13 protein-coding genes and 1 tRNA gene are annotated in these 19,324 nt (G+C 74.3%); 10 read left to right on the top strand and 4 right to left on the bottom strand.

What is annotated here, in order from left to right:
* Window positions 1–206: 206 nt before the first annotated feature.
* The gene (locus ACFV0T_RS05050; protein ID WP_385774550.1) at window positions 207–350 is read right to left on the bottom strand and encodes a hypothetical protein; all 144 of its coding nucleotides are present in this window, start codon (window positions 348–350) and stop codon (window positions 207–209) included.
* 262 nt (window positions 351–612) lie between these two features.
* Here ACFV0T_RS05050 and ACFV0T_RS05045 point away from each other — a divergent pair, with 262 nt between their 5' ends.
* The 9 genes from ACFV0T_RS05045 to ACFV0T_RS05005 all read left to right on the top strand — a co-directional run bounded on the left by ACFV0T_RS05045 (window position 613) and on the right by ACFV0T_RS05005 (window position 14,086).
* A complete protein-coding gene (locus tag ACFV0T_RS05045) occupies window positions 613–1,767 on the top strand; it encodes an acyl-CoA dehydrogenase family protein (RefSeq protein ID WP_385774519.1) in 1,155 nt (384 codons plus the stop codon).
* Window positions 1,767–2,621 (top strand): phosphate/phosphite/phosphonate ABC transporter substrate-binding protein, encoded by an 855-nt coding sequence (locus tag ACFV0T_RS05040; protein ID WP_385774517.1) that lies wholly within the window; start codon window positions 1,767–1,769, stop codon window positions 2,619–2,621. Before ACFV0T_RS05045 ends, ACFV0T_RS05040 begins: the two co-directional genes overlap by 1 nt.
* A complete protein-coding gene (locus ACFV0T_RS05035) occupies window positions 2,618–3,823 on the top strand; it encodes a ferritin-like domain-containing protein (RefSeq protein WP_385774515.1) in 1,206 nt (401 codons plus the stop codon). The genes ACFV0T_RS05040 and ACFV0T_RS05035 overlap by 4 nt, the downstream gene beginning before the upstream one ends.
* Before the next feature lie 113 nt (window positions 3,824–3,936).
* Window positions 3,937–5,139, top strand: coding sequence for a cysteine desulfurase family protein (locus ACFV0T_RS05030; protein WP_385774513.1), 1,203 nt, complete (start codon window positions 3,937–3,939; stop codon window positions 5,137–5,139).
* 70 nt (window positions 5,140–5,209) lie between these two features.
* A complete protein-coding gene (gene fdh, locus ACFV0T_RS05025; protein ID WP_385774511.1) occupies window positions 5,210–8,533 on the top strand; it encodes a formate dehydrogenase in 3,324 nt (1,107 codons plus the stop codon).
* Window positions 8,530–9,558, top strand: coding sequence for a 4Fe-4S dicluster domain-containing protein (locus ACFV0T_RS05020; protein ID WP_385774509.1), 1,029 nt, complete (start codon window positions 8,530–8,532; stop codon window positions 9,556–9,558). Before fdh ends, ACFV0T_RS05020 begins: the two co-directional genes overlap by 4 nt.
* Window positions 9,555–10,811, top strand: coding sequence for an NrfD/PsrC family molybdoenzyme membrane anchor subunit (gene nrfD, locus ACFV0T_RS05015; protein ID WP_385774507.1), 1,257 nt, complete (start codon window positions 9,555–9,557; stop codon window positions 10,809–10,811). Before ACFV0T_RS05020 ends, nrfD begins: the two co-directional genes overlap by 4 nt.
* Window positions 10,812–10,937: 126 nt before the next feature.
* Window positions 10,938–12,302, top strand: a complete 1,365-nt coding sequence (gene selA, locus ACFV0T_RS05010; RefSeq protein ID WP_385774505.1) for an L-seryl-tRNA(Sec) selenium transferase — start codon at window positions 10,938–10,940, stop codon at window positions 12,300–12,302.
* Window positions 12,303–12,304: 2 nt separating this feature from the next.
* Window positions 12,305–14,086 (top strand): SelB C-terminal domain-containing protein, encoded by a 1,782-nt coding sequence (locus ACFV0T_RS05005; protein ID WP_385774503.1) that lies wholly within the window; start codon window positions 12,305–12,307, stop codon window positions 14,084–14,086.
* Between the two features lie 17 nt (window positions 14,087–14,103).
* On the opposite strand, the gene ACFV0T_RS05000 is transcribed toward ACFV0T_RS05005, so the two are convergent.
* A tRNA-Sec gene (locus ACFV0T_RS05000) sits at window positions 14,104–14,196 on the bottom strand.
* Between the two features lie 112 nt (window positions 14,197–14,308).
* Between ACFV0T_RS05000 and selD the strand changes: the two genes are divergently transcribed.
* A complete protein-coding gene (gene selD / locus ACFV0T_RS04995) occupies window positions 14,309–15,355 on the top strand; it encodes a selenide, water dikinase SelD (protein WP_385774501.1) in 1,047 nt (348 codons plus the stop codon).
* Window positions 15,356–15,982: 627 nt separating this feature from the next.
* Here the strand turns inward: selD and ACFV0T_RS04990 are convergent.
* Both ACFV0T_RS04990 and ACFV0T_RS04985 read right to left on the bottom strand, forming a co-directional pair.
* Entirely contained in the window at window positions 15,983–17,989 is a 2,007-nt protein-coding gene (locus tag ACFV0T_RS04990) for a beta-galactosidase (protein WP_385774499.1), read from the bottom strand.
* Window positions 17,986–19,299 (bottom strand): glycoside hydrolase family 36 protein, encoded by a 1,314-nt coding sequence (locus ACFV0T_RS04985; RefSeq protein WP_385774497.1) that lies wholly within the window; start codon window positions 19,297–19,299, stop codon window positions 17,986–17,988. Before ACFV0T_RS04985 ends, ACFV0T_RS04990 begins: the two co-directional genes overlap by 4 nt.
* Window positions 19,300–19,324 lie beyond the last annotated feature (25 nt).

The raw sequence follows: 19,324 nt of genomic DNA, 5'->3' as shown, positions 1-19,324 counted from the left end.
GTGGTGGTGGGCTACGCCGGCGTCGGCGGCAACAACGACCGCGCCGAGGGGGCGGGTTTCAACCAAACCTGGTGTTTGGGCTGGGCCGCACTCTGGTTCTGCCTCACCGTCGGGCGCCCGATTCGGCAAGACTTCGAGACGCCGTGGCGCGGCTACGCGCCACGGCGTCGTGATGTCGGGCCGACCCGGACGGGGAGCGGACGGCGTCAGGCGCGCCGCGGCACGACGAGTCCGGCGTCGTGCTCGGCGGTCCACCGCACGGGCAGGCCGACGGCGGTGAGGTGGCCGCCGGAGTAACGCTGTTCGCCGTGCCGGTAGACGCCGGCCGGGTCGAGGCCGGCGAGCGGCAGCCGAGGCCGCGCGTCTCACCCGGCGCGGGCCGCCCGTCCGTTGACGGGCCGTCGGACCAGGCCTGACGCCCGGTCAGATCGTGGCCGCGAGCGGGCGAGTCGACCGGCCGCGTGTGACGCGCCTGCCGCGTGCCGTCCCATTCGCCCGATCATCACTCCTTTGCCGCAACGGCGTGCGCGCCGACCCTGACGCCGACCGGGGTGCTTGACTGACGCACCGCAAGGGATGTTCAAGGGCAACTCCACACCAAGGGGCGAAATCGTGCAGACGTCCGTGACGGCACCCCCGTACCTCCTGTCCGACGAGTTGGAGGCCGCGGCCCGTGACATCATCGGGCCGCTCGCGGACGAGGTGGACCGCGCCGGACGCTTCCCCCGGGAGGGGGTCCGGGCGCTGGGCGAGGCCGGACTGCTGGGCCTGCTCAGCTCGCGCGACAGCGGAGGCGCGGGCGCGGGACTGCGCGAGGCCGCCCAGGTGATCGAGCGGCTCGCGGGCGTGTGCGGATCGACGGCCATGGTGCTGCTCATGCACTACTCGGCCGTGACCGTCCTCGACCGTCACGCGCCCGAGGACGTCCGGCGCGAGATCGCCGCGGGCCGCCATCTGAGCACGCTGGCGTTCTCCGAGCGCGGCTCCCGCAGCCACTTCTGGGCGCCGGTGGGCACCGCGACCCCCGAGGGGCCGGACACGGCGCACCTGGACGCGAAGAAGTCGTGGGTCACCTCGGCGGGCGAGGCCGACAGCTACGTGTGGTCGAGCAAGCCCCTTCAGGCGGACGGCGCGATGTCGCTGTGGCTGGTGCCCGGCGGCAGCGCCGGGCTCGAAGTGCGCGGTGAGTACGACGGGTTCGGGCTGCGCGGCAACGCCTCCAGCCCCATGTCCGCGAAAGCGGTCTCCGTCCCCCGGGCCGCGCTGCTGGGCACCGACGGGGAGGGGCTGGCCACCGCACTCGAAGTGGTGCTGCCGTGCTTCCTCGTACTCAGCGCCGCCTTCTCGCTCGGCGTGACCGAAACGCTGCTCGGCCTCACCGCCACGCATCTGCGGGAGACCAGGCTCGAGCACCTGGACCAGACGCTCGCCCAACAGCCGGTCGCCCGCAACCAGTTCGCCGGGCTGCGGCTGCGCGGCGACGCGCTGCGCGCGATGCTGGAGGGGACCCTGACCGCGATGCAGGACGGGTGTCCGGAGGCCACGGTACGGGTTCTGCAGATCAAGGCCCTCGCCGCCGAGACCGCCGCCGAGGTGGCGGACGGCGCGATGCGGCTGTGCGGCGGCGCCGCCTTCCGCCGGGACACGGGCGTGGAGAGGCGCTTCCGCGACGCCCTCGCGGCCCGTGTGATGGCACCGACCACCGAGGCGCTGCACGACTTCTGCGGTCGCGCGCAGCTGGGCCTGCCGCTCTTCGAGGAGGCCTGATGCACGACCTGGTCCTCGGAGCCGTCGCCTACGACCCCAAGGTCGTGACCATCTGGTCCGGCTTCCGCTCCTGGCTCCGCGCGCAGGAACTCCCGTTCGACTTCGTGCTGTACGCCCACTACGAGCGGCAGGCTCGGGACCTGGTCGACGGGCGGATCGACGCCGCCTGGCACTCGCCGCTGGCCTGGCTGCGCACCCGCAGGCTGGCCGGCGCGGCCGGGACGGAGGTGCGGCCGCTCGTCATGCGCGACACCGACCGCGACCTGACCTCGGTGGTCGTCGTCCGGGCCGACAGCGCGATCCATTCACCGGCCGACCTCAAGGACACGACGGTCGCCGTCGGCGCGGTCGACTCACCCCAGTCGACCCTCATCCCGTTGCAGCACCTCGCCGAACTCGGCCTGGTCGCGGGCACCGACTTCGAGGTCCGCCGCCACGACACCGGAGTCGGCCTGCACGGCGACCACATCGGCGGCGAGCGCGACGCCGCCCGCGCCCTGATGGCGGGCGAGGCGGCGGCGGCCTGCATGATCGACGCCAACCACCTGCTGTTCGGGCAGGAGGGCACCCTGCCGCCCGGCGGCACGCGGCTGCTGACGCGCACCGCCCCCTTCGACCACTGCGTCCTGGCGGCGGGGCCGTCCCTCGACGCCGGGCTCGGCGAGCGGTTCACGCAGCTCCTGCTGTCCATGTCGTACAGCGACCCGGAGGTGCGCCGGCTGCTGGACCTGGAGGGACTCACCCGGTGGGTGCCCGGGCGTGAGAGCGGCTTCGGACAGCTGACCGCGGCCGTCGACGCCACGGGCTTCTACGACCCGAGCGGCCGGATCACCGCCGCCGACTACCGGCCATGACCTCGCCCGCGCCGCCGGTCGACCTCGGCGGGCTCGGGTTCGAGCAGGGCGCGCATCTGCTGCTGAGCCGCGCCCTGCGGCAGGCTCCGCCCGGCGGCCGGGTCGAGGTGCTCGGGACGGATCCCGCGCTCCCGACGCATCTGGCCGCCTGGTGCCGCCACGAGGGTCACGAGCTGGAGGTCGCGGACCCGCGGGAGACGCCGGTGGTCGCGCGGGTGCGGGCCGGGCCGCTCGCGAAGGCCCGCCTGCGCGGTGCCGAACGCGCCGGTGGTCCCTCGGCCACGCAGATCGCCGGCCGGGCCCCGCTGCACTGGGGCCTCGCGGCGCGCGGGGCGCTGGTGGAGGCGGGCGGACCCGAGGTCCCGTTCGCGGTGGCCGACCGGGACGTCGCGTGGACGGACCTCGCGCCGCGCCTCTACCGGCAGGCGGCCGCCGCGCAGTGGGACCCGCAGGGCGCGGTGGACTGGGCCGCCGACTTCACCCTGCCCGACGAGGTGGAGACGGCCGTCGTCCAGGTGATGACGTATCTGGTGGAGAACGAGCAGGCCGCGCTGGTGGTGCCCGGCCGGCTGCTGGCGCAGGTGCACCCGCACTTCCGTGAGGTGCTGCAACTCCTGGCGGTGCAGGCCGCCGACGAGGCCCGGCACGTGGAGGTCTTCACCCGCCGGGCCCTGCTCAGGCAGGGCGCGATGGGCACGTCGTCGGTGGGCGGCCGGGCGTCGCTGGCGACCCTGCTGACCGAGCCGGACTTCTCCATCGCGTCCTTCCTGCTGTCCGTGCTCGGGGAGGGCAGCTTCCTCAACCTCCTGTCGTTCCTGGAACGGCACGCGCCGGATCCGGTCACCCGCCGGATCAGTCACCTGGTCCGCCAGGACGAGGCGCGGCACGTGGCGTTCGGGCTCGGGCACCTGGAGCACCGGGCGGGCGTAGACCCGCTGCTGCACGGCCGGCTGCGGGCCGCGGTGGAGCGCCGGCACGACGCGCTGATCGGGACGGCGGGCCTGAACCGGGACGTCTTCGACGCCCTGGTGCTGCTGGCCGCCGGATCGTGGGAGCCGCCCGGGATCGCCCGGGGCTGGGGGGCGGTACGGCGCCTGCAACAGGAGATGGACGAGGGACGCCGCCACCGCCTGTCGCGGCTGGGCTTCCCCGACGACGAGGCGGCCGCACTCTCCGCCCTGCACACCCGCAACTTCATGTGAGGGCAGCCCGCCCCCGCGAGGCGGCGCCGTGCCGGGTTGCCGGTGACCGCGTAGGCGCCGGGGCTCGGCCCCTCACCCCCTCACCCCGTCGACGACGAAAGGCGCAGGGCCCCATGAACATGCCGGCAGGCCCGGACCATCACGGCGGTCCTGTCTACCTGGACCACAACGCCACCACTCCGGTCGACCCCCGGGTGGTGGAGGCCATGCTGCCCTTCCTGACCGGCGGCTTCGGCAATCCGTCCAGTGGACACGGCTACGCCGAGGCGCCGCGGGCCGCGCTGGCCCGGGCCCGTCGGCAGGTCGCCGAGCTCGTCGGCGCGGGCGCGGAGGAGATCGTCTTCACCGGGTCCGGCTCGGAGGCGAACAACCTCGCGCTGCGCGGCGCCGTGCTCGCCGCGGACGACGGCAGACGGCGGATCGTCACACAGGTCACCGAGCACCCCGCCGTGCTGGAGACCTGCCGCGCCCTGCACCGGCTGCACGGGGTGGAGGTGACCTGTCTGCCCGTCGACGGCAGGGGCCTGGTCGATCCCGCCGACCTGGCCGCGGCGCTGGACGACCGGACGGCCGTGGTCTCCGTCATGGCCGCCAACAACGAGACCGGCACGCTGCAACCCGTGGCCGAGCTGGCCCGCCTCGCCCACGATCAGGGCGCCCTCTTCCACTGCGACGCGGCCCAGGCGGTCGGGAAGGTCCCGGTGGACGCCCATGCGCTCGGCGCGGACCTGCTGACCGTGGTGGGTCACAAGATGTACGCCCCGAAAGGCGTCGCCGCGCTGTGGGTGCGTGCGGGCGTCCGCCTCGAACCGCTGGTGTACGGCGGCGGCCAGGAGGGCGGCCTGCGCGCCGGCACCGAAAGCGTCGCCCTCGCCGTGGCGCTGGGCACCGCCGCCGAACTCGCCGCCGCGGAGCTCGCGGACGGTGGCCCACGGCGCGTCGAGGAGCTGCGCGACCGCCTGCACCGACGGCTCACCGAGGAGCTTCCCGGGCAGGTGCGCCTGAACGGCTGCGACCGCCGGCTGCCCGGCACCCTGAACGTCAGCATCGAGGGCACCACGGGGCACGAGCTGCTGGCCGCCGTGCCGGGCCTCGCGGCCTCCACCGGCTCGGCGTGCCACAGCGGATCCCACACGCCGTCGCCGGTGCTCCACGCGATGGGCTTCGACGACGCCCGGGCGCTGGCCGCCGTACGGCTGTCGGCGGGCCGCTGGACGACCGCGGCGGACGTGGACCGGGCGGCCGGGCTGCTGGTCGACGCCGTGCGGACACTCGCCCCCGGGAGGCCGGGCCGGTCCTGGTCCGCGGTGTCCTGAACTTGCGGTGGGTCCCCCAGCCGGTAGCGTCGGAAGGGAGGTGGGGGCCCTTGCGCGAAGGAGCGGGCGGATGGGCGTCGAACGCTGGCTGGAGCTGTGGCCCGTGTACCGCCAGATCACCGGAGCCGACCCGCTGGGCCGCGGCAAGGCGGTCGAGTCCAAGAGGTCGAGGACGCTGAAGCCCCGCACGGCGGAAGCCGACCGGGTCGTCCACTCCGTGTGCCCCTACTGCGCCGTGGGCTGCGCACAGCGCGTCTACGTCAAGGACGAGAAGGTCACCCAGATCGAGGGCAACCCGGACAGCCCGGTCTCCCGCGGCCGGCTGTGCCCCAAGGGGTCCTCCAGCAAACAGCTCGTCACCGGGCCGCAGCGTGAGCAGAAGGTGCGCTACCGGGCTCCGTACGCCACCGAGTGGCAGGACCTGGACCTGGAGACGGCCATGGACATGGTGGCCGACCGGGTGCTGGACGCCCGGCGCAAGGGCTGGCAGGACGCCGACGAGCAGGGCAACCCGCTCCGCCGCACCATGGGCTTCGCGAGCCTGGGCGGCGCGGCGCTGGACAACGAGGAGAACTACCTGATCAAGAAGTTGTTCACCGCCCTCGGTGCCCTGCAGATCGAGAACCAGGCGCGTATTTGACACTCCGCCACCGTTCCCGGTCTGGGAACCTCGCTCGGACGTGGCGGCGCCACGGACTACCCGGAGAACCTGACGAGGTCCGACTGCATCGTCATCATGGGCTCGAACATGGCCGAAGCCCATCCGGTCGCGTTCCAGTGGGTCACCGAGGCCAGGACGCTCGGTGCCAAGGTGATCCACATCGACCCGCGGTTCACCCGGACCAGCGCCCATGCCGACCAGCACGTGCGGATCAGGGTGGGTACCGACATCGCCTTCCTCGGCGGCGTCGTCAACCACATCCTCTCCAACGACCTGTACTTCGAGGAGTACGTGCGGGCGTACACCAACGCCACGTTCCTGGTGAACGAGGACTTCGAGGACACCGAGGACCTGGACGGCCTGTTCAGCGGCTACAACCCGCAGACCGGCAAGTACGACAGCACCAGCTGGGCCTACCAGGTCGACGAGGGCGACGGCAGGCAGGGCAGCACGCTCATCTCCGCGACCCCCGCGCAGGCGGCCGGCGGTCACGAGGCACTGCCCGGCACGGCCGGGCGGATCGCGACGGACCCCACCATGGAGCATCCGCGGTGCGTGCTCCAGGTGCTCAAGCGGCACTTCTCCCGGTACACGCCGGACATGGTCGAGCGGACCTGCGGCATCACCCAGCGGCAGTTCCTGGACGTGTGCCGCGCCTGGACCGAGAACTCCAACCGGGAGCGCACCACCGCCCTCGTCTACAGCGTGGGCTGGACGCAGCACTCCACCGGCGCGCAGTACATCCGGGCCGGTTCCATCGTCCAGCTGCTGCTGGGAAACCTCGGGCGGCCCGGCGGCGGCATCTTCGCGCTGCGCGGCCACGCCAGCATCCAGGGCTCCACGGACATCCCGACCCTGTACAACCTGCTGCCCGGCTACCTTCCGATGCCCAACGTCACCCACACCAGCCTGACCACGTTCCTGGACGACGTACGCCATGTGATGCGCAAGGGCTACTGGGGGAACGCCGACGCCTACATGGTCTCCCTGCTGAAGGAGTACTGGGGCGACGCGGCCACCCCCGAGAACGACTTCTGCTACGACTACCTGCCCCGCATCAACGGCGACCACGGCACCTACCGCACCGCGATGGACATGATCGCCGGCACCGTCCACGGCTTCTTCCTGGTCGGGCAGAACCCGGCGGTGGGCTCCGCGAACGGACGGCTGCAACGGCTCGGCATCGCCAACCTGGAGTGGCTGGTCGTACGTGATCTCGCGATGATCGAGAGCGCGACCGTCTGGAAGGACGCGCCGGAGATCGAGACGGGCGAGATCTCCACCGAGACCTGCAAGACCGAGGTGTTCTTCTTCCCCGCCTCCTCGCACGTGGAGAAGTCCGGCACCTTCACCCAGACCCAGCGCATGATCCAATGGCGCGACCAGGCCGTCGAACCGATCGGCGACCGCCGCTCCGACCTGTGGTTCTTCTACCACCTCGGCCGGCTCGTCCGGGAGAAGCTTGAGGGCTCGCAGGACGAACGCGACCGGCCCGTCCTCGAACTGGCCTGGGACTACGAGGTGGAGGAGGGGGACGAGCCCTCCGCGGCGGACGTCCTGCGCCACATCAACGGCATCGACCTGCGCACCGGACGCACCGTCAGCGGCTACGAGGACCTCAAGGCCGACGGAAGCACCGCGTGCGGCTGCTGGATCTACAGCGGTGTCTACGCGAACGAGATCAACCACGCACGGCGCCGCAACTCGCGCTTCGAGCACCCGGCCGCCGAGGGCCAGTGGGGCTTCGTGTGGCCGCTGAACCGGAGGGTCCTCTACAACAGGGCGTCCGCCGACCCCGACGGACGGCCGTGGAGCGAGCGCAAGGCCCTCGTCTGGTGGGACGAGGAACGCGGCGAGTGGACCGGCGAGGACGCCCCCGACTTCCAGCGGCACAAGCCGCCGCACTACCAGCCGCCGCCGGGCGCGACCGGTCCGGACGCCCTGGCCGGGGACGACGCGTTCATCATGATGGGCGACGGCAAGGCGGCGCTGTACTCGCCGACCGGCCTGGTCGACGGGCCCCTGCCGACGCACTACGAGCCCGAAGAATCCCCCGTGCGCAACCCGCTCTACGTCCAGCAGTCCAACCCGACCCGGATGATCTACGCACGGCACGACAACCCCTACAACCCCTCGCCGCCGCAGGAACACGGCGACGTCTTCCCGTTCGTGTTCACCGCCTCCCGGCTCACCGAGCACCACACGGCGGGCGCGATGAGCCGCCAGCTGCCCTACCTCTCCGAGCTCCAGCCCGGGCTGACCGTGGAGGTGTCCCCGGAACTCGCCGCCGAACGCGGCCTGCACCACATGGACTGGGCGCACGTGATCACCAGCCGTACCGCGGTGGAGGCCAAGGTGGTCGTCACCGACCGGCTGGCCCCGCTGCGCCTCGAAGGCCGCCGGGTGCACCAGCTCTGGATGCCCTACCACTGGGGCGGCACCGGGCTCACCACCGGCGACGTGGTCAACGACCTGATCGGCGTGGTCGCCGACGCCAACGTGCTGATCCAGGAGAGCAAGGTGCTCACCTGCGACATCCGCCCCGGACGGCGCCCGCGCGGTCCCGATCTCCTGGCGTACGTCGCGGACTACCGGCGTCGCGCCGGGATCACCCTGGACACCGGCACCCACGAGCTCACGGCCGACGGCCACCGCCGGGCGCCGGGCGAGACGGACGGCCCGGCCGCCGCCGACCGCCCGGCCACCACAGACGGGTCGGAGGACTCCTCATGACCGAGCACGAGAACAGCCTCTTCGGCCCGCTGGCGGACCCGGCCGCGGACGCCGGCCACCCCGAGGACCACCCGCCCAGGGTCGGCTTCTTCACCGACACCTCCGTCTGCATCGGCTGCAAAGCGTGCGAGGTCGCCTGCAAGGAGTGGAACGGTGTGCCGACGGACGGCATCGACCTGCTGGGCATGTCCTACGACAACACCGGCTCGCTCGGCGCCAGCACCTGGCGGCACGTCGCCTTCATCGAGCAGGACCGGCAACTGGGCGACCAGGACTCCGGCCTGACCGGGCTGCCCACCGGGCCGTCCGGCACCGGGACGACGACCGAGGTGGTGTCGGAGGCGCTGCGCGAGGTGGGCCACCGGGCCGGTGGTGAACTGGGCACCGAGCCGGTCGACCTGGGCTTCCCCAGCTTCGATCTGCCCGGCGCGACGAGCGGCGAGGAGAGCCGCACGGACTTCCGCTGGCTGATGTCCTCCGACGTGTGCAAGCACTGCACCCACGCCGGCTGCCTCGACGTCTGCCCCACCGGCGCGCTGTTCCGCACCGAGTTCGGCAGCGTCGTGGTCCAGCCCGACATCTGCAACGGCTGCGGCTACTGCGTCTCCGGCTGCCCCTACGGCGTCATCGACCGGCGCCCCGACGACGGCCGGGCCTGGAAGTGCACCCTGTGCTACGACCGGCTCAAGGGCGGTATGGAGCCGGCCTGCGCGAAGGCCTGCCCGACCGACTCCATCCAGTTCGGTGTGCTCGACGAACTGCGGGAGCGGGCGGACCGCCGCCTCGAACAGCTCCACGCGGCGGGGGTGACCGAGGCCCAGCTCTACGGCCGCGACCCCGACGACGGAGTCGGCGGCGACGGCGCCTTCTTCCTGCTCCTCGACGAGCCGGAGGTCTACGGACTGCCGCCGGACCCGATCGTCACCACCCGGGATCTGAGCTCCATGTGGAAGCACGCGGCGGTGGCCGCGGGGGCCATGCTGGCCGCTTCCGCCGCCGTGTTCGTCAAGGGAGGATCTCGATGACCGAGGACGACGGCACGCGCCGCGAGCCGCAGGGCGCCGCGGGCGCCGCCGACTCCGAGGCCACGTTCTCCGCGAGCGGCACCGGCGGCACGAGTGATACCGGCGCCGCGACCGGCACCGGCGGCGAGGACGCAACCGGCCACAAGGGCGGCAGGAGCGGCAAGGGCGGCAAGGGCGGCGGGGGCGAGGAGTCGATGGTCCCCCGCGCGGAGTTCCAGTCGTACTACGGGCGCCCCGTGCTCAAGCCGCCGGTCTGGGAGTGGATGGTTCCCGCCTACCTCCTCACCGGCGGACTCTCCGCGGGCGCCGCCCTGCTCGCGGCGGGCGCCGACCTGACCGGGCGGCCGAACCTGTGCCGCTCCTGCCGCGTCGGCGGATTCGGGGCGCTGCTCGCCAGCAGCTACCTGCTCATCGGGGACCTCGGCCGACCGCTGCGCTTCCACCACATGATGCGGGTGGCCAAGCCGACCTCCCCGATGTCCATGGGGACCTGGATCCTGCTCTCCTACGGACCCGGCAGCTCCCTGGCCGGCCTGGTCGAACTCCTGCCGCGGTCCTGGCGCACCCCGGGCACCGTCGACACCGCCCTGAAGTGGGTGGCCCGGCTGAGCGGCCTCTCCGCGGCCGTGGTCGCCCCCGCGCTGGCCTCCTACACGGCCGTCCTGCTCTCCCAGACCGCGGTGCCCGCCTGGCACGAGGCTCACGAGGAACTGCCGTTCGTCTTCACGGGTTCCGCCGCCGCCAGCGGCGCCGGCCTGGCGATGATCTGCGCGCCGGTCGAGGAGGCGGGCCCGGCCCGCCGGCTGGCTCTCATCGGCGCCACCGTCGAGATCGTGGCGGCCCACCGCATCGACCACAAACCGAAGTTCGAGACCTCGACGTTCACCCAGGGCACCGCGCACAGGATGCGCAAGGCCTCGGAGTACCTCACTCTCGGCGGCGCGGTCGCCGCACTCACCTTCGCCCGGCGCAGCCGCGCCGTCGCCGTGCTCGGCGGCCTGGCCCTGCTCGCGGGCAGCGCGTTCCAGCGGTTCGGGACCTTCGAGGCGGGCGTGGCGTCCACGAAGGACCCGATCTACGTGGTGAAGCCACAGCGCGAACGCCTCGACGCCCGCCGCAGAGAGCAGCAGGAGCAGCTGGAGCAGCAGGAGACACGGGAAAAGACGCAGGACAAGACGCAGGACAAGACGCAGGACAAGACGCACGGAGCGGGGCCGGAAAGGGAGCGGGGAGAGGGGCTCGACGGGCAGTGACCTCGTTCCGGCGGCCGCCCGGCTGACCTCGCCGGCGCCCGCGGTGTGGCGCGGATGCCGGGCGGCCGGGGCCGCCGTAGCCTGACAGGGGTTTCAGCCGGCCAGGCCAGAACGAGGGTGCCCGAGATGGACCGCGACCACCTCTCCGCCGCGGACGCCGCCCCGCCCGTCGACGAGCGGCGGCTGCTGCCACGTACCGATGTGCTGCTGGCCGATCCCCGGCTCGACGCGGCGGCCCGCCGGCTGGGACGCGCGCTGGTCAAGGACGTGGTCGCCGAGGTGCAGGCACAGGCACGGACGGGCGAGGTGGCCGTCGGAGAGATCACCGACCGTGCCGTCGCCGCGCTGCCGGCCACCGCGTCCGCCCTTCGCCCGGTGATCAACGCCACCGGTGTCCTGCTCCACACCAACCTGGGCCGGGCCGCGCTCTCGGCGGCGGCCCGCGACGCCGTGCTGGCCGCCTCCGGCACCACGGACGTGGAGCTGGACCTCAGCACCGGAGCGCGTTCCCGGCGGGGCCGGTCCGCGCTCGACGCCCTGTTGCGCGCCGTACCGGCCGCCGAGGCCGCCCACGTGGTCAACAACGGCGCGGCGGCGCTCGTGCTGGCCGCCACCGCGCTCGCCCAGAGGCGGGAGATCATCGTCAGCCGCGGCGAGATGGTGGAGATCGGGGACGGTTTCCGCCTGCCCGACCTGCTGGTCTCGACCGGTGCCCGACTGCGCGAGGTAGGCACCACCAACCGCACCACTCCCGCCGACTACGCGGCGGCCGTGGGCCCGGACACCGGGTTCGTCCTGAAGGTCCATCCCTCCAACTTCCGTGTCACCGGCTTCACCCGGGAGGCATCGGTCGCCGAACTGGCCGCGCTCGGCGTGCCCGTGGTGGCGGACATCGGCTCGGGCCTGCTCACCCCGGAGCCCGCGCTGCCCGCGGAGCCCGACGCGACGACCTGGCTGCGCGCCGGGGCGTCCCTGGTCACCGCGAGCGGCGACAAGCTGCTCGGCGGACCGCAGTGCGGGCTCGTGCTGGGCAGCGCCGAGCTGGTGCGGCGGCTGGCCCGGCATCCGCTGGCGCGCGCCCTGCGCGTGGACAAGCTGACCCTCGCCGCCCTGGAGGCGACGGTGCGCGGCCCCGTCCCGCCGACGGTGACCGCGCTGCGCGCCGACCCGGCCGAGCTACGGCGGCGCGCCGAGCGGCTCGCCGGGAAGCTGCGCGCGGACGGGCACGACAGCCGTGCCGTCGACACCGAGGCGGTGGTCGGCGGCGGCGGCGCGCCGGGGGTGACGCTGCCGAGCGCCGCGGTCTCGCTGCCCGCCGGGTACGCGCCCCTGCTGCGTGCCGCGGAACCCGCGGTGATGGCCCGCGTCGAGGACGGCCGCTGCCTGCTCGACCTGCGGGCGGTGCCGGCGGACGCCGACCCGGCACTGGCGCGGGCGGTCCGCCGGGCGGGCTTCCGGCGGGAGGCGGCCGGGCCGGGAACGGGGAGCTGACCGTGCACGTCATCGCCACGGCGGGGCACGTGGACCACGGCAAGTCCGCGCTGCTGCGCGCCCTGACGGGCATGGAGCCCGACCGCTGGGAGCAGGAGCGGCGCCGGGGCATGACGCTGGACCTGGGCTTCGTGTGGACGCGGCTGCCCGGGGCGGGTGACCTGGCCTTCGTGGACGTACCGGGGCACGAACGCCTCGTGGGCAACATGCTGGCCGGGGTCGGCCCGGTGCCCGCCGTCCTCTTCGTCGTCGCCGCCGACCAGGGCTGGCAACCGCAGTCCGAGGAGCACCTGTCCGTCCTGGACGCGCTCGGGGTGCGGCACGGCGTGCTCGCCGTCACCCGCTGCGACCTCGCCGAGCCGGATGAGGCCCGCGCACAGGCGCGCCGCCGCATCGCCGGGACCTCGCTCGGGGAGCTGCCGAGCGTGGCCGTCAGCGCGGTGACCGGCGTCGGTCTCGACGCGCTGCGCGCGGCCCTGGTCCGGCTGACCGGCGCACTGCCCGCCGCCGACCGCGCCGCCGACGTACGGCTGTGGGTGGACCGCGCGTTCACGGTGCGCGGCCACGGCACGGTCGTCACCGGCACCCTCGGCGCGGGCACCCTGCGCGTCGGCGACCGGCTGCGGCTCTCGCGTGACGGCGCGATGCTGCGGGTACGCGGGCTGGAGTGCCTCAAGGAGCCACGGCAGGAGGCCGGCGCGGTCTCCCGGGTGGCGGTCAACGTGACCGGACCGGGCGCCGGGGGCCTGACCCGCGGTGACGCGTTGCTCACCCCGGACCGGTGGCTGACCACCGACACCGTGGACGTACGGCTGCGCGGCGACGCGGCCGGTGATCTGCCGCGTGAGCTCACGCTGCACGCGGGCTCCGCGGCGGTGCCGGTGACGGTCCGTCCCCTCGGCGAGGACACCGCGCGCCTGCGGCTGGCCGCGCCGCTCCCGCTGCGCGTCGGCGACGGCGCGCTGCTGCGCGACCCCGGCCGGCACCGCGTCCCGGCGGGGATCACCGTGCTCGACGTCCGTCCGCCCCGGCTGGTCCGGCGCGGCGCGGCGGCGGCCCGGGACCGGGAGCTGCGGACGACGCCGGGACCCGCCGACGGGGCCGAGGAACTGCGCCGGCGCGGTCTGATCCGCCGCTCGGAGCTGCTCGCCATGGGCGTACGGCCGCCGGCCGAGCCGGTCGCCGGGGACTGGCTGGCGGACCCGGCCCACTGGGCGGCCCTGCGCGAGCGCCTGAGCGACGCGGTCGAGGAGCACGCCGCCCGCAACCCCCTGGAGCCCGGCCTGCCCCTGGAGGCGGCCCGCCAGGCGCTCGGACTGCCGGAGCGCGGCCTGGTCGACGCGCTGAGGGCGCAGTCGCCCGGGCTGCGGCACAACGAGGGCCGCCTCTACGGCAGCCACGCCCGTCCCACGCTCCCGCCGCGGGCGGAGGCCGCCGTCGAGGCCGTACGCGCGGATCTCGCCCGTGAGCCGTTCCGCGCGCCGGAGGCCGAGCGGCTGCACGAACTCGGCCTCTCCCCGAAGCTGTTGGCGGCCGCCGAGGCCGCGGGAGCCCTGCTGCGGATCGACAAGGGCATCGTGCTGCTGCCGGGGGCGGACGCGCAGGCCGCGGCGGTCCTCGCGCGGCTGGAGCAGCCGTTCACGGCGAGCCAGGCGCGCCGTGCGCTGGACACCACGCGCCGGGTCGTCATCCCGCTGCTGGAGTATCTGGACCGGCACGGCCGCACCGTCCGCGTGGACGGCGTTCTGCGCCGCTGCCGCACCGCCGACCTGGACGCGCGATGACGCGCCGCGCCGCTCGGCGGAGACGGACGGGAATCGAACCCGCCTGCCCGAGTTGCTCGGACACCTCGGTTTTGAAGACCGGGAGGGCCACCAGGCACCTTTACGTCTCCCCGCGGGCCGTCGATGCCGACGGCCCGGACCTGCGCGCCATCGAACCCTCGCCTCCCGTACGAGTCAACGCGCCACACGGCGCTCCCCCCACTTGTAAGGACTGATACCGCCATGACGGCTATCCGGACCGGCGTCCAGCAGGCAGACCAGCGGGAATCGGTGCGGCTCACGCACTACGCCCACGGTGGCGGCTGCGCCTGCAAGATTCCCCCCGGCGAACTCGAGGAGATCGTGGCCGGTCTGACGACCCCGGGAGGGGGCGGCGCGCTCGCCGGTGATCTGCTCGTGGGCCTCGACCACGGTGACGACGCGGCGGTCGTCCGGCTGCCGGGCGGACCCGGCGCGCTCGCCGCCGTCGCCACCGCCGACTTCTTCACGCCCGTGGTCGACGACCCGTACGACTGGGGCCGTATCGCCGCCGCCAACGCGCTCTCCGACGTCTACGCCATGGGCGGGACCCCGCTCGTCGCGGTCAACCTCCTGTGCTGGCCCCGCGACGTGCTGCCGTTCGATCTGGCGAGGGAGGTGCTGCGGGGCGGACTGGACGTCGCCGCGTCGGCGGGCTGCGTGGTGGCGGGCGGTCACACCGTGGACGACCCGGAACCCAAGTACGGCATGGCGGTGACCGGAACGGTCGATCCGGACCGGCTGCTGCGCAACGACGCGGGGCGGCCGGGGATGCCGCTGTCGCTGACCAAGCCGCTGGGCCTGGGCGTGCTCAACAACCGGCACAAGACGACCGGCGAGGTCTTCCCGCAGGCCGTTCGGACGATGGTCGCGCTCAACCGCGACGCGGCGCGGGCCGCGCTGACGGCGGGCGCGGTCTGCGCCACCGACGTCACCGGATTCGGCCTGCTGGGGCACCTGTTCAAGCTGGCCCGGGCTTCGGGGGTGACCGCCGTCGTCGACTCCGCCGCGGTCCCCTACCTCGACGGCGCCTGGGAGGCCGCCCGCGCCGGGCACATCAGCGGCGGAACCCGCCGCAACCTCGAATGGGTCGCCCCGCACACGGACTTCGGCGGCACCGACGAGCTGACCCGGCTGCTCCTCGCCGACGCCCAGACCTCCGGGGGCCTGCTCGTCGCCGGGGAGGTGCCGGGCGCTCCGGTCATCGGGGAACTGGTGCCGGCGCAGCCGCACCGGCTGGTCGTCCGCTAGGGGACCGGCGCGGGGCGGGCAGTCCGCGGATCGGCGCGGGACGGGCAGTCCGCGGACCCGCGCTGGGCGGGCAGCCCGTGGATCGGCGCGGGGCGGGCAGCCCGCACACCCGCGACGGGCGGGCAGTCCGCGGACCCGCGATGGGCGGGCAGCCCGCGGACCCGCGCGGGACGGACAGTCCGCGGACCCGCGCTGGGCGGGCAGCCCGTGGATCGGCGCGGGACGGGCAGCACACGGACCCGCGCGGGACGGGCAGTCCGCGGACCCGCGATGGGCGGGCAGCCCGCGGACCCGCGCGGGACGGACAGTCGGCGGACCCGCGCTGGACGGGCAGCCCGTGGATCGGCGCGGGACGGGCAGCCCGCACACCCGCGACGGGCGGGCAGCACACGGACCCGCGACGGGCGGGCAGTCCGCGGACCCGCGACGGGCGGGCAGTCCGCGGACCCGCGCTGGACGGGCAGCCCGCGGACCCGCGACGGGCGGGCAGCCCGTGGATCGGCGCGGGACGGGCAGTCCGCGGACCCCGCGCGACGGGCAGTCCGTAGACCGTCCGCGATGGGCACCGCGCCCCGGACGAGCCGTGCCGGAACCGGTGTCCGGTCCGCGGCCCGTCCGGGGCCGGGCTCACCGGTCCCGCGGCTCCCGTACGACGGCGACCTCGCCCGGCGGGACCGTCACCGAGGCGGTGAGGTCCTTGCCGGTGAGGAGCTCCACCGCGCCGTCCGCGACGGTGACCTCCGCGCCCTTTCCGGAGTGGTCGATCAGGAACAGGTAGTCCGCGTCGGCGCCCCGGCGCCGGACCACCTCGACGCCGGGCGGCGCCGTACGGACCGGTGCGACGCCCGCCTCGGCGCGGATCCGGTCGAGGAGCGCGGCGAGCGTGTCCGGGTCGGGCCGTGTGGCCAGATACCAGGCGCTGCCCGTGCCGTACGCGTGCCGGGTCACCGCCGGCACGCCGCTCAGCGGGCCGTCCGTGTACGAGGTGACCGTCTCGGCACCCGCCGGGCGCACCCGCTCCGACCACAGCGAGGCCGTGCCGCCGCCGCTCAGGCCCACCGTCTCGCCGGGCAGCAGCGGGAACAGCTCGTCCGTGCGCACGCCCAGCGCCTCCCGGAACGCCCCGGGGTAACCGCCCAGCCGCACATGGCAGTTGTCGTCCACCGTCCCGCTGTGGAAACCGACGGCCAGCGTGCCGCCACGCTCGGCGTACCCGGTGAGGTTCGCCGCGCCCGCGTCGTCGACCAGGTACAGGCTCGGCGCCAGGACCAGACGGTACGCGCGGAGGTCCGCGTCCGGCCGGACGAAGTCGACCGCGACCCCGGCCCGCCACAGCGGCGCGTACCAGGAGCGCACCAGGTCCAGGTAGCGCAGTTCGCCGCTCGGCTGCGAGGGCAGCTCCAGGGCCCAGCGGGCGTTCCAGTCCCAGACGATCGCGACCTCGGCCGTGCCGGTGCTGCCGCGCACCTCTGCCAGGGCCTTGAGGTCCGCGCCCAGGCGGACCACGTCCTGCCAGATCCGGCTGTCGGTGCCCGCGTGCGGCAGCATCGCCGAGTGCCACTGCTCGGCACCCGCCTTCGCCGCCCGCCACTGGAAGTACGCGATGCCGTCCGCGCCGTGCGCCACATGGGCGAGGGCGTTGCGGCGCAGCTCGCCGGGCCCCTTCGCGCGGTTGACCGGCTGCCAGTTCACGGCACCGGTGGAGTGCTCCATCAGCAGCCAGGGGCCGCCCGCGAGGGAGCGCGTCAGGTCGCCGCAGAGCGCGATGTCGATCTCGGACTCGGGGTCGGCGGACTGGAGGTAGTGGTCGTTGGAGACGAGGTCCAGCTCCGGGGCCCAGCGCCAGTAGTCGAGGGCGTCGAAGCTCTCCATCACCATGAAGTTGGTGGTGGCCGGGGTGTCCGGCGCGGCCGCGCGCAGGACGTCCCGTTCCGCCGTGTACAGCGACAGCAGTTCGTCCGAGCAGAACCGGCGCCAGTCCAGCTGCTGGCTCGGGTTGGGCACGGCACCGGTGGCGCGCGGCGGCAGGATCTCGGCCCAGTCGTAGTACCACTGGCTCCAGAACGTCGTGCCCCAGGCGTGGTTGAGGACCGCCAGGTCGTCGCCGTAGCGCGCCCGCAGCCAGCGGCGGAACGCCTGCGCGCTGGTGTCGCAGTAGCAGGCCGCGTTGTGGCAGCCGTACTCGTTGTGCACGTGCCACATGGCGACGGCCGGGTGACCGGCGTACCGCTCGGCCAGCGCGCCCGCGACGCGCAGGGCGGCGGTGCGGTACGCGGGGCTGCTCGGGCAGAACGTCTGGCGGCTGCCGTACGACAGGGTGCGGCCGTCCCGGTCCACCGGGAGCGACTCGGGGTGGGCGCGGAAGAACCAGGCGGGCGGGGCCGCGGTGGGCGTGGCGAGGTCGGCGGCGATGCCGTTCTCGTGCAGCAGGCCGAGGATCCGGTCCAGGCGCGAGAAGTCGTAGGCGCCCTCGGAGGGTTCGAGCAGCGCCCAGGAGAAGATGCCGACGCTGACCATGGTGACCCCGGCCTCGCGCATCAGACGCATGTCCTCGGCCCAGACCTCCTCGGGCCACTGCTCTGGGTTGTAGTCGCCGCCGTAGACGATGCCGGGGACGGAGAGGGTGCGGTTCATCGGGCGGCTCCCGTCAGGAGGCGGCGCGTGGTGTCCACGCCCCACTGGTCGAGCGACAGCAGACGGTCGCTGGAGGCCATCAGTCCGCCGGTGGCCTCCACGTGTGCGGCCCAGCGTTCCCGGGTCTCCACGGTGGGGCGGGCCATCAGACAGTCGGGATCGTTGACCCACAGCCGCCCGTGCTGCCACTGGCGGGCGGTGCCGGTGAACTCGGCCGGGTCCTGGCCGGGTTGGCTGTGGTCGTCGGCCTCCGGGCGGCGGTGCGGGGCCGTGTCGGGGCTGACCCGCATGGCGTCGAACAGGCCGATGGAGGGCAGGATCGGGGCGCCGCAGCCGAGCAGGTAGGCGTCGGCGCCGATCGCCTCGCGGATCAGCGCGACGCCCGCGCGGTACGCCGTCAGGGCGTCGGTGGCGGTGTGGCGCACGCCGTCCAGGGCGCCCGCGTAGAGGAAGTCGGTCTTGAAGTAGTCGTAGCCCTCGGCGCGCAGGGTGGCGTAGACCTCGGTGAGGTAGGCCGCCGCGCCGGGGTGGGTGGTGTCCAGGGCGTACAGGTCGTGGCCCCAGTTACGGCCGGCGTGCAAGGGCGCGCCGTCCGTGTCCCGGACCAGCCAGTCGGGGTGTTCGGCCGCCGTCTCGCTGCGCGGGTCGACCAGGAAGGGCGCCGTCCAGATGCCCGCGCGCCGGCCCCGCGCCCGGATGGCGTCGGCGATGCCGCCGCGGGAGCGGAAGCGGCCGGAGAGGGCGAGCCAGTCGCCGAGGGCGCGCTGGTAGCCGTCGTCGATCTGGACGACGTCGATCGGCAGGTCGAGGGTGTCCATCGCGCGGAGGTTCTCGTGGATGTCGTCCTCGGTGACGGCCGTGAAGTACTCGTACCAGGAACACCAGACCGTCGGTGCCCTGCGCGGGGCCGGCAGCCCGAGGGCGTCGGCCCAGTGGGCCAGCGCCGACTGGAGGTCCGGCCCCGACCACTCCTTCACCGGTCCGTCGGCGCCGATCTCGGCGATGTTCCCGTCGCGCACGGTCAGCCGGACGGAGGGCACCTCGTGGATCGGGTCGGCCGCCGCCCACAGCCGGACCGGGGAGCCGTCGCCGGGGTCGAGCGCCAGCAGCCCCTCGCCCTGGAAGGTGCCGGCGGGGACGGTGCGGCCGGGCCGGTAGCAGACGGTCGCCCAGTTGTCGTCGGCCGGCCGGTACGGGGCGGTGCCGAGGGCGTAGGCGCCGCTGGGGCTCCAGGACTGCCAGCCTTCCTCGTGGACCCGGGCGGTGCGCGGATCCACGAGGACGGAGCCGACGGGGGAGAAGTGGGGCACGGTGGTTCTCTTTCGGATGGAGCCG

Source organism: Streptomyces sp. NPDC059582 (assembly GCF_042735715.1).
Taxonomy (GTDB): domain Bacteria; phylum Actinomycetota; class Actinomycetes; order Streptomycetales; family Streptomycetaceae; genus Streptomyces.
This window is presented reverse-complemented; position numbering and strand designations above follow the sequence as displayed.

Excerpts from the sequence above, each read along its gene's own strand:
- ACFV0T_RS05040 (WP_385774517.1), top strand. The coding sequence starts at position 1,767 with ATGCACGACCTGGTCCTCGGAGCCGTCGCCTACGACCCCAAGGTCGTG.
- ACFV0T_RS05035 (WP_385774515.1), top strand. The coding sequence starts at position 2,618 with ATGACCTCGCCCGCGCCGCCGGTCGACCTCGGCGGGCTCGGGTTCGAG.
- ACFV0T_RS05030 (WP_385774513.1), top strand. The coding sequence starts at position 3,937 with ATGAACATGCCGGCAGGCCCGGACCATCACGGCGGTCCTGTCTACCTG.
- ACFV0T_RS05020 (WP_385774509.1), top strand. The coding sequence starts at position 8,530 with ATGACCGAGCACGAGAACAGCCTCTTCGGCCCGCTGGCGGACCCGGCC.
- nrfD (WP_385774507.1), top strand. The coding sequence starts at position 9,555 with ATGACCGAGGACGACGGCACGCGCCGCGAGCCGCAGGGCGCCGCGGGC.
- selA (WP_385774505.1), top strand. The coding sequence starts at position 10,938 with ATGGACCGCGACCACCTCTCCGCCGCGGACGCCGCCCCGCCCGTCGAC.
- selD (WP_385774501.1), top strand. The coding sequence starts at position 14,309 with ATGACGGCTATCCGGACCGGCGTCCAGCAGGCAGACCAGCGGGAATCG.
- ACFV0T_RS04990 (WP_385774499.1), bottom strand. The coding sequence starts at position 17,989 with ATGAACCGCACCCTCTCCGTCCCCGGCATCGTCTACGGCGGCGACTAC.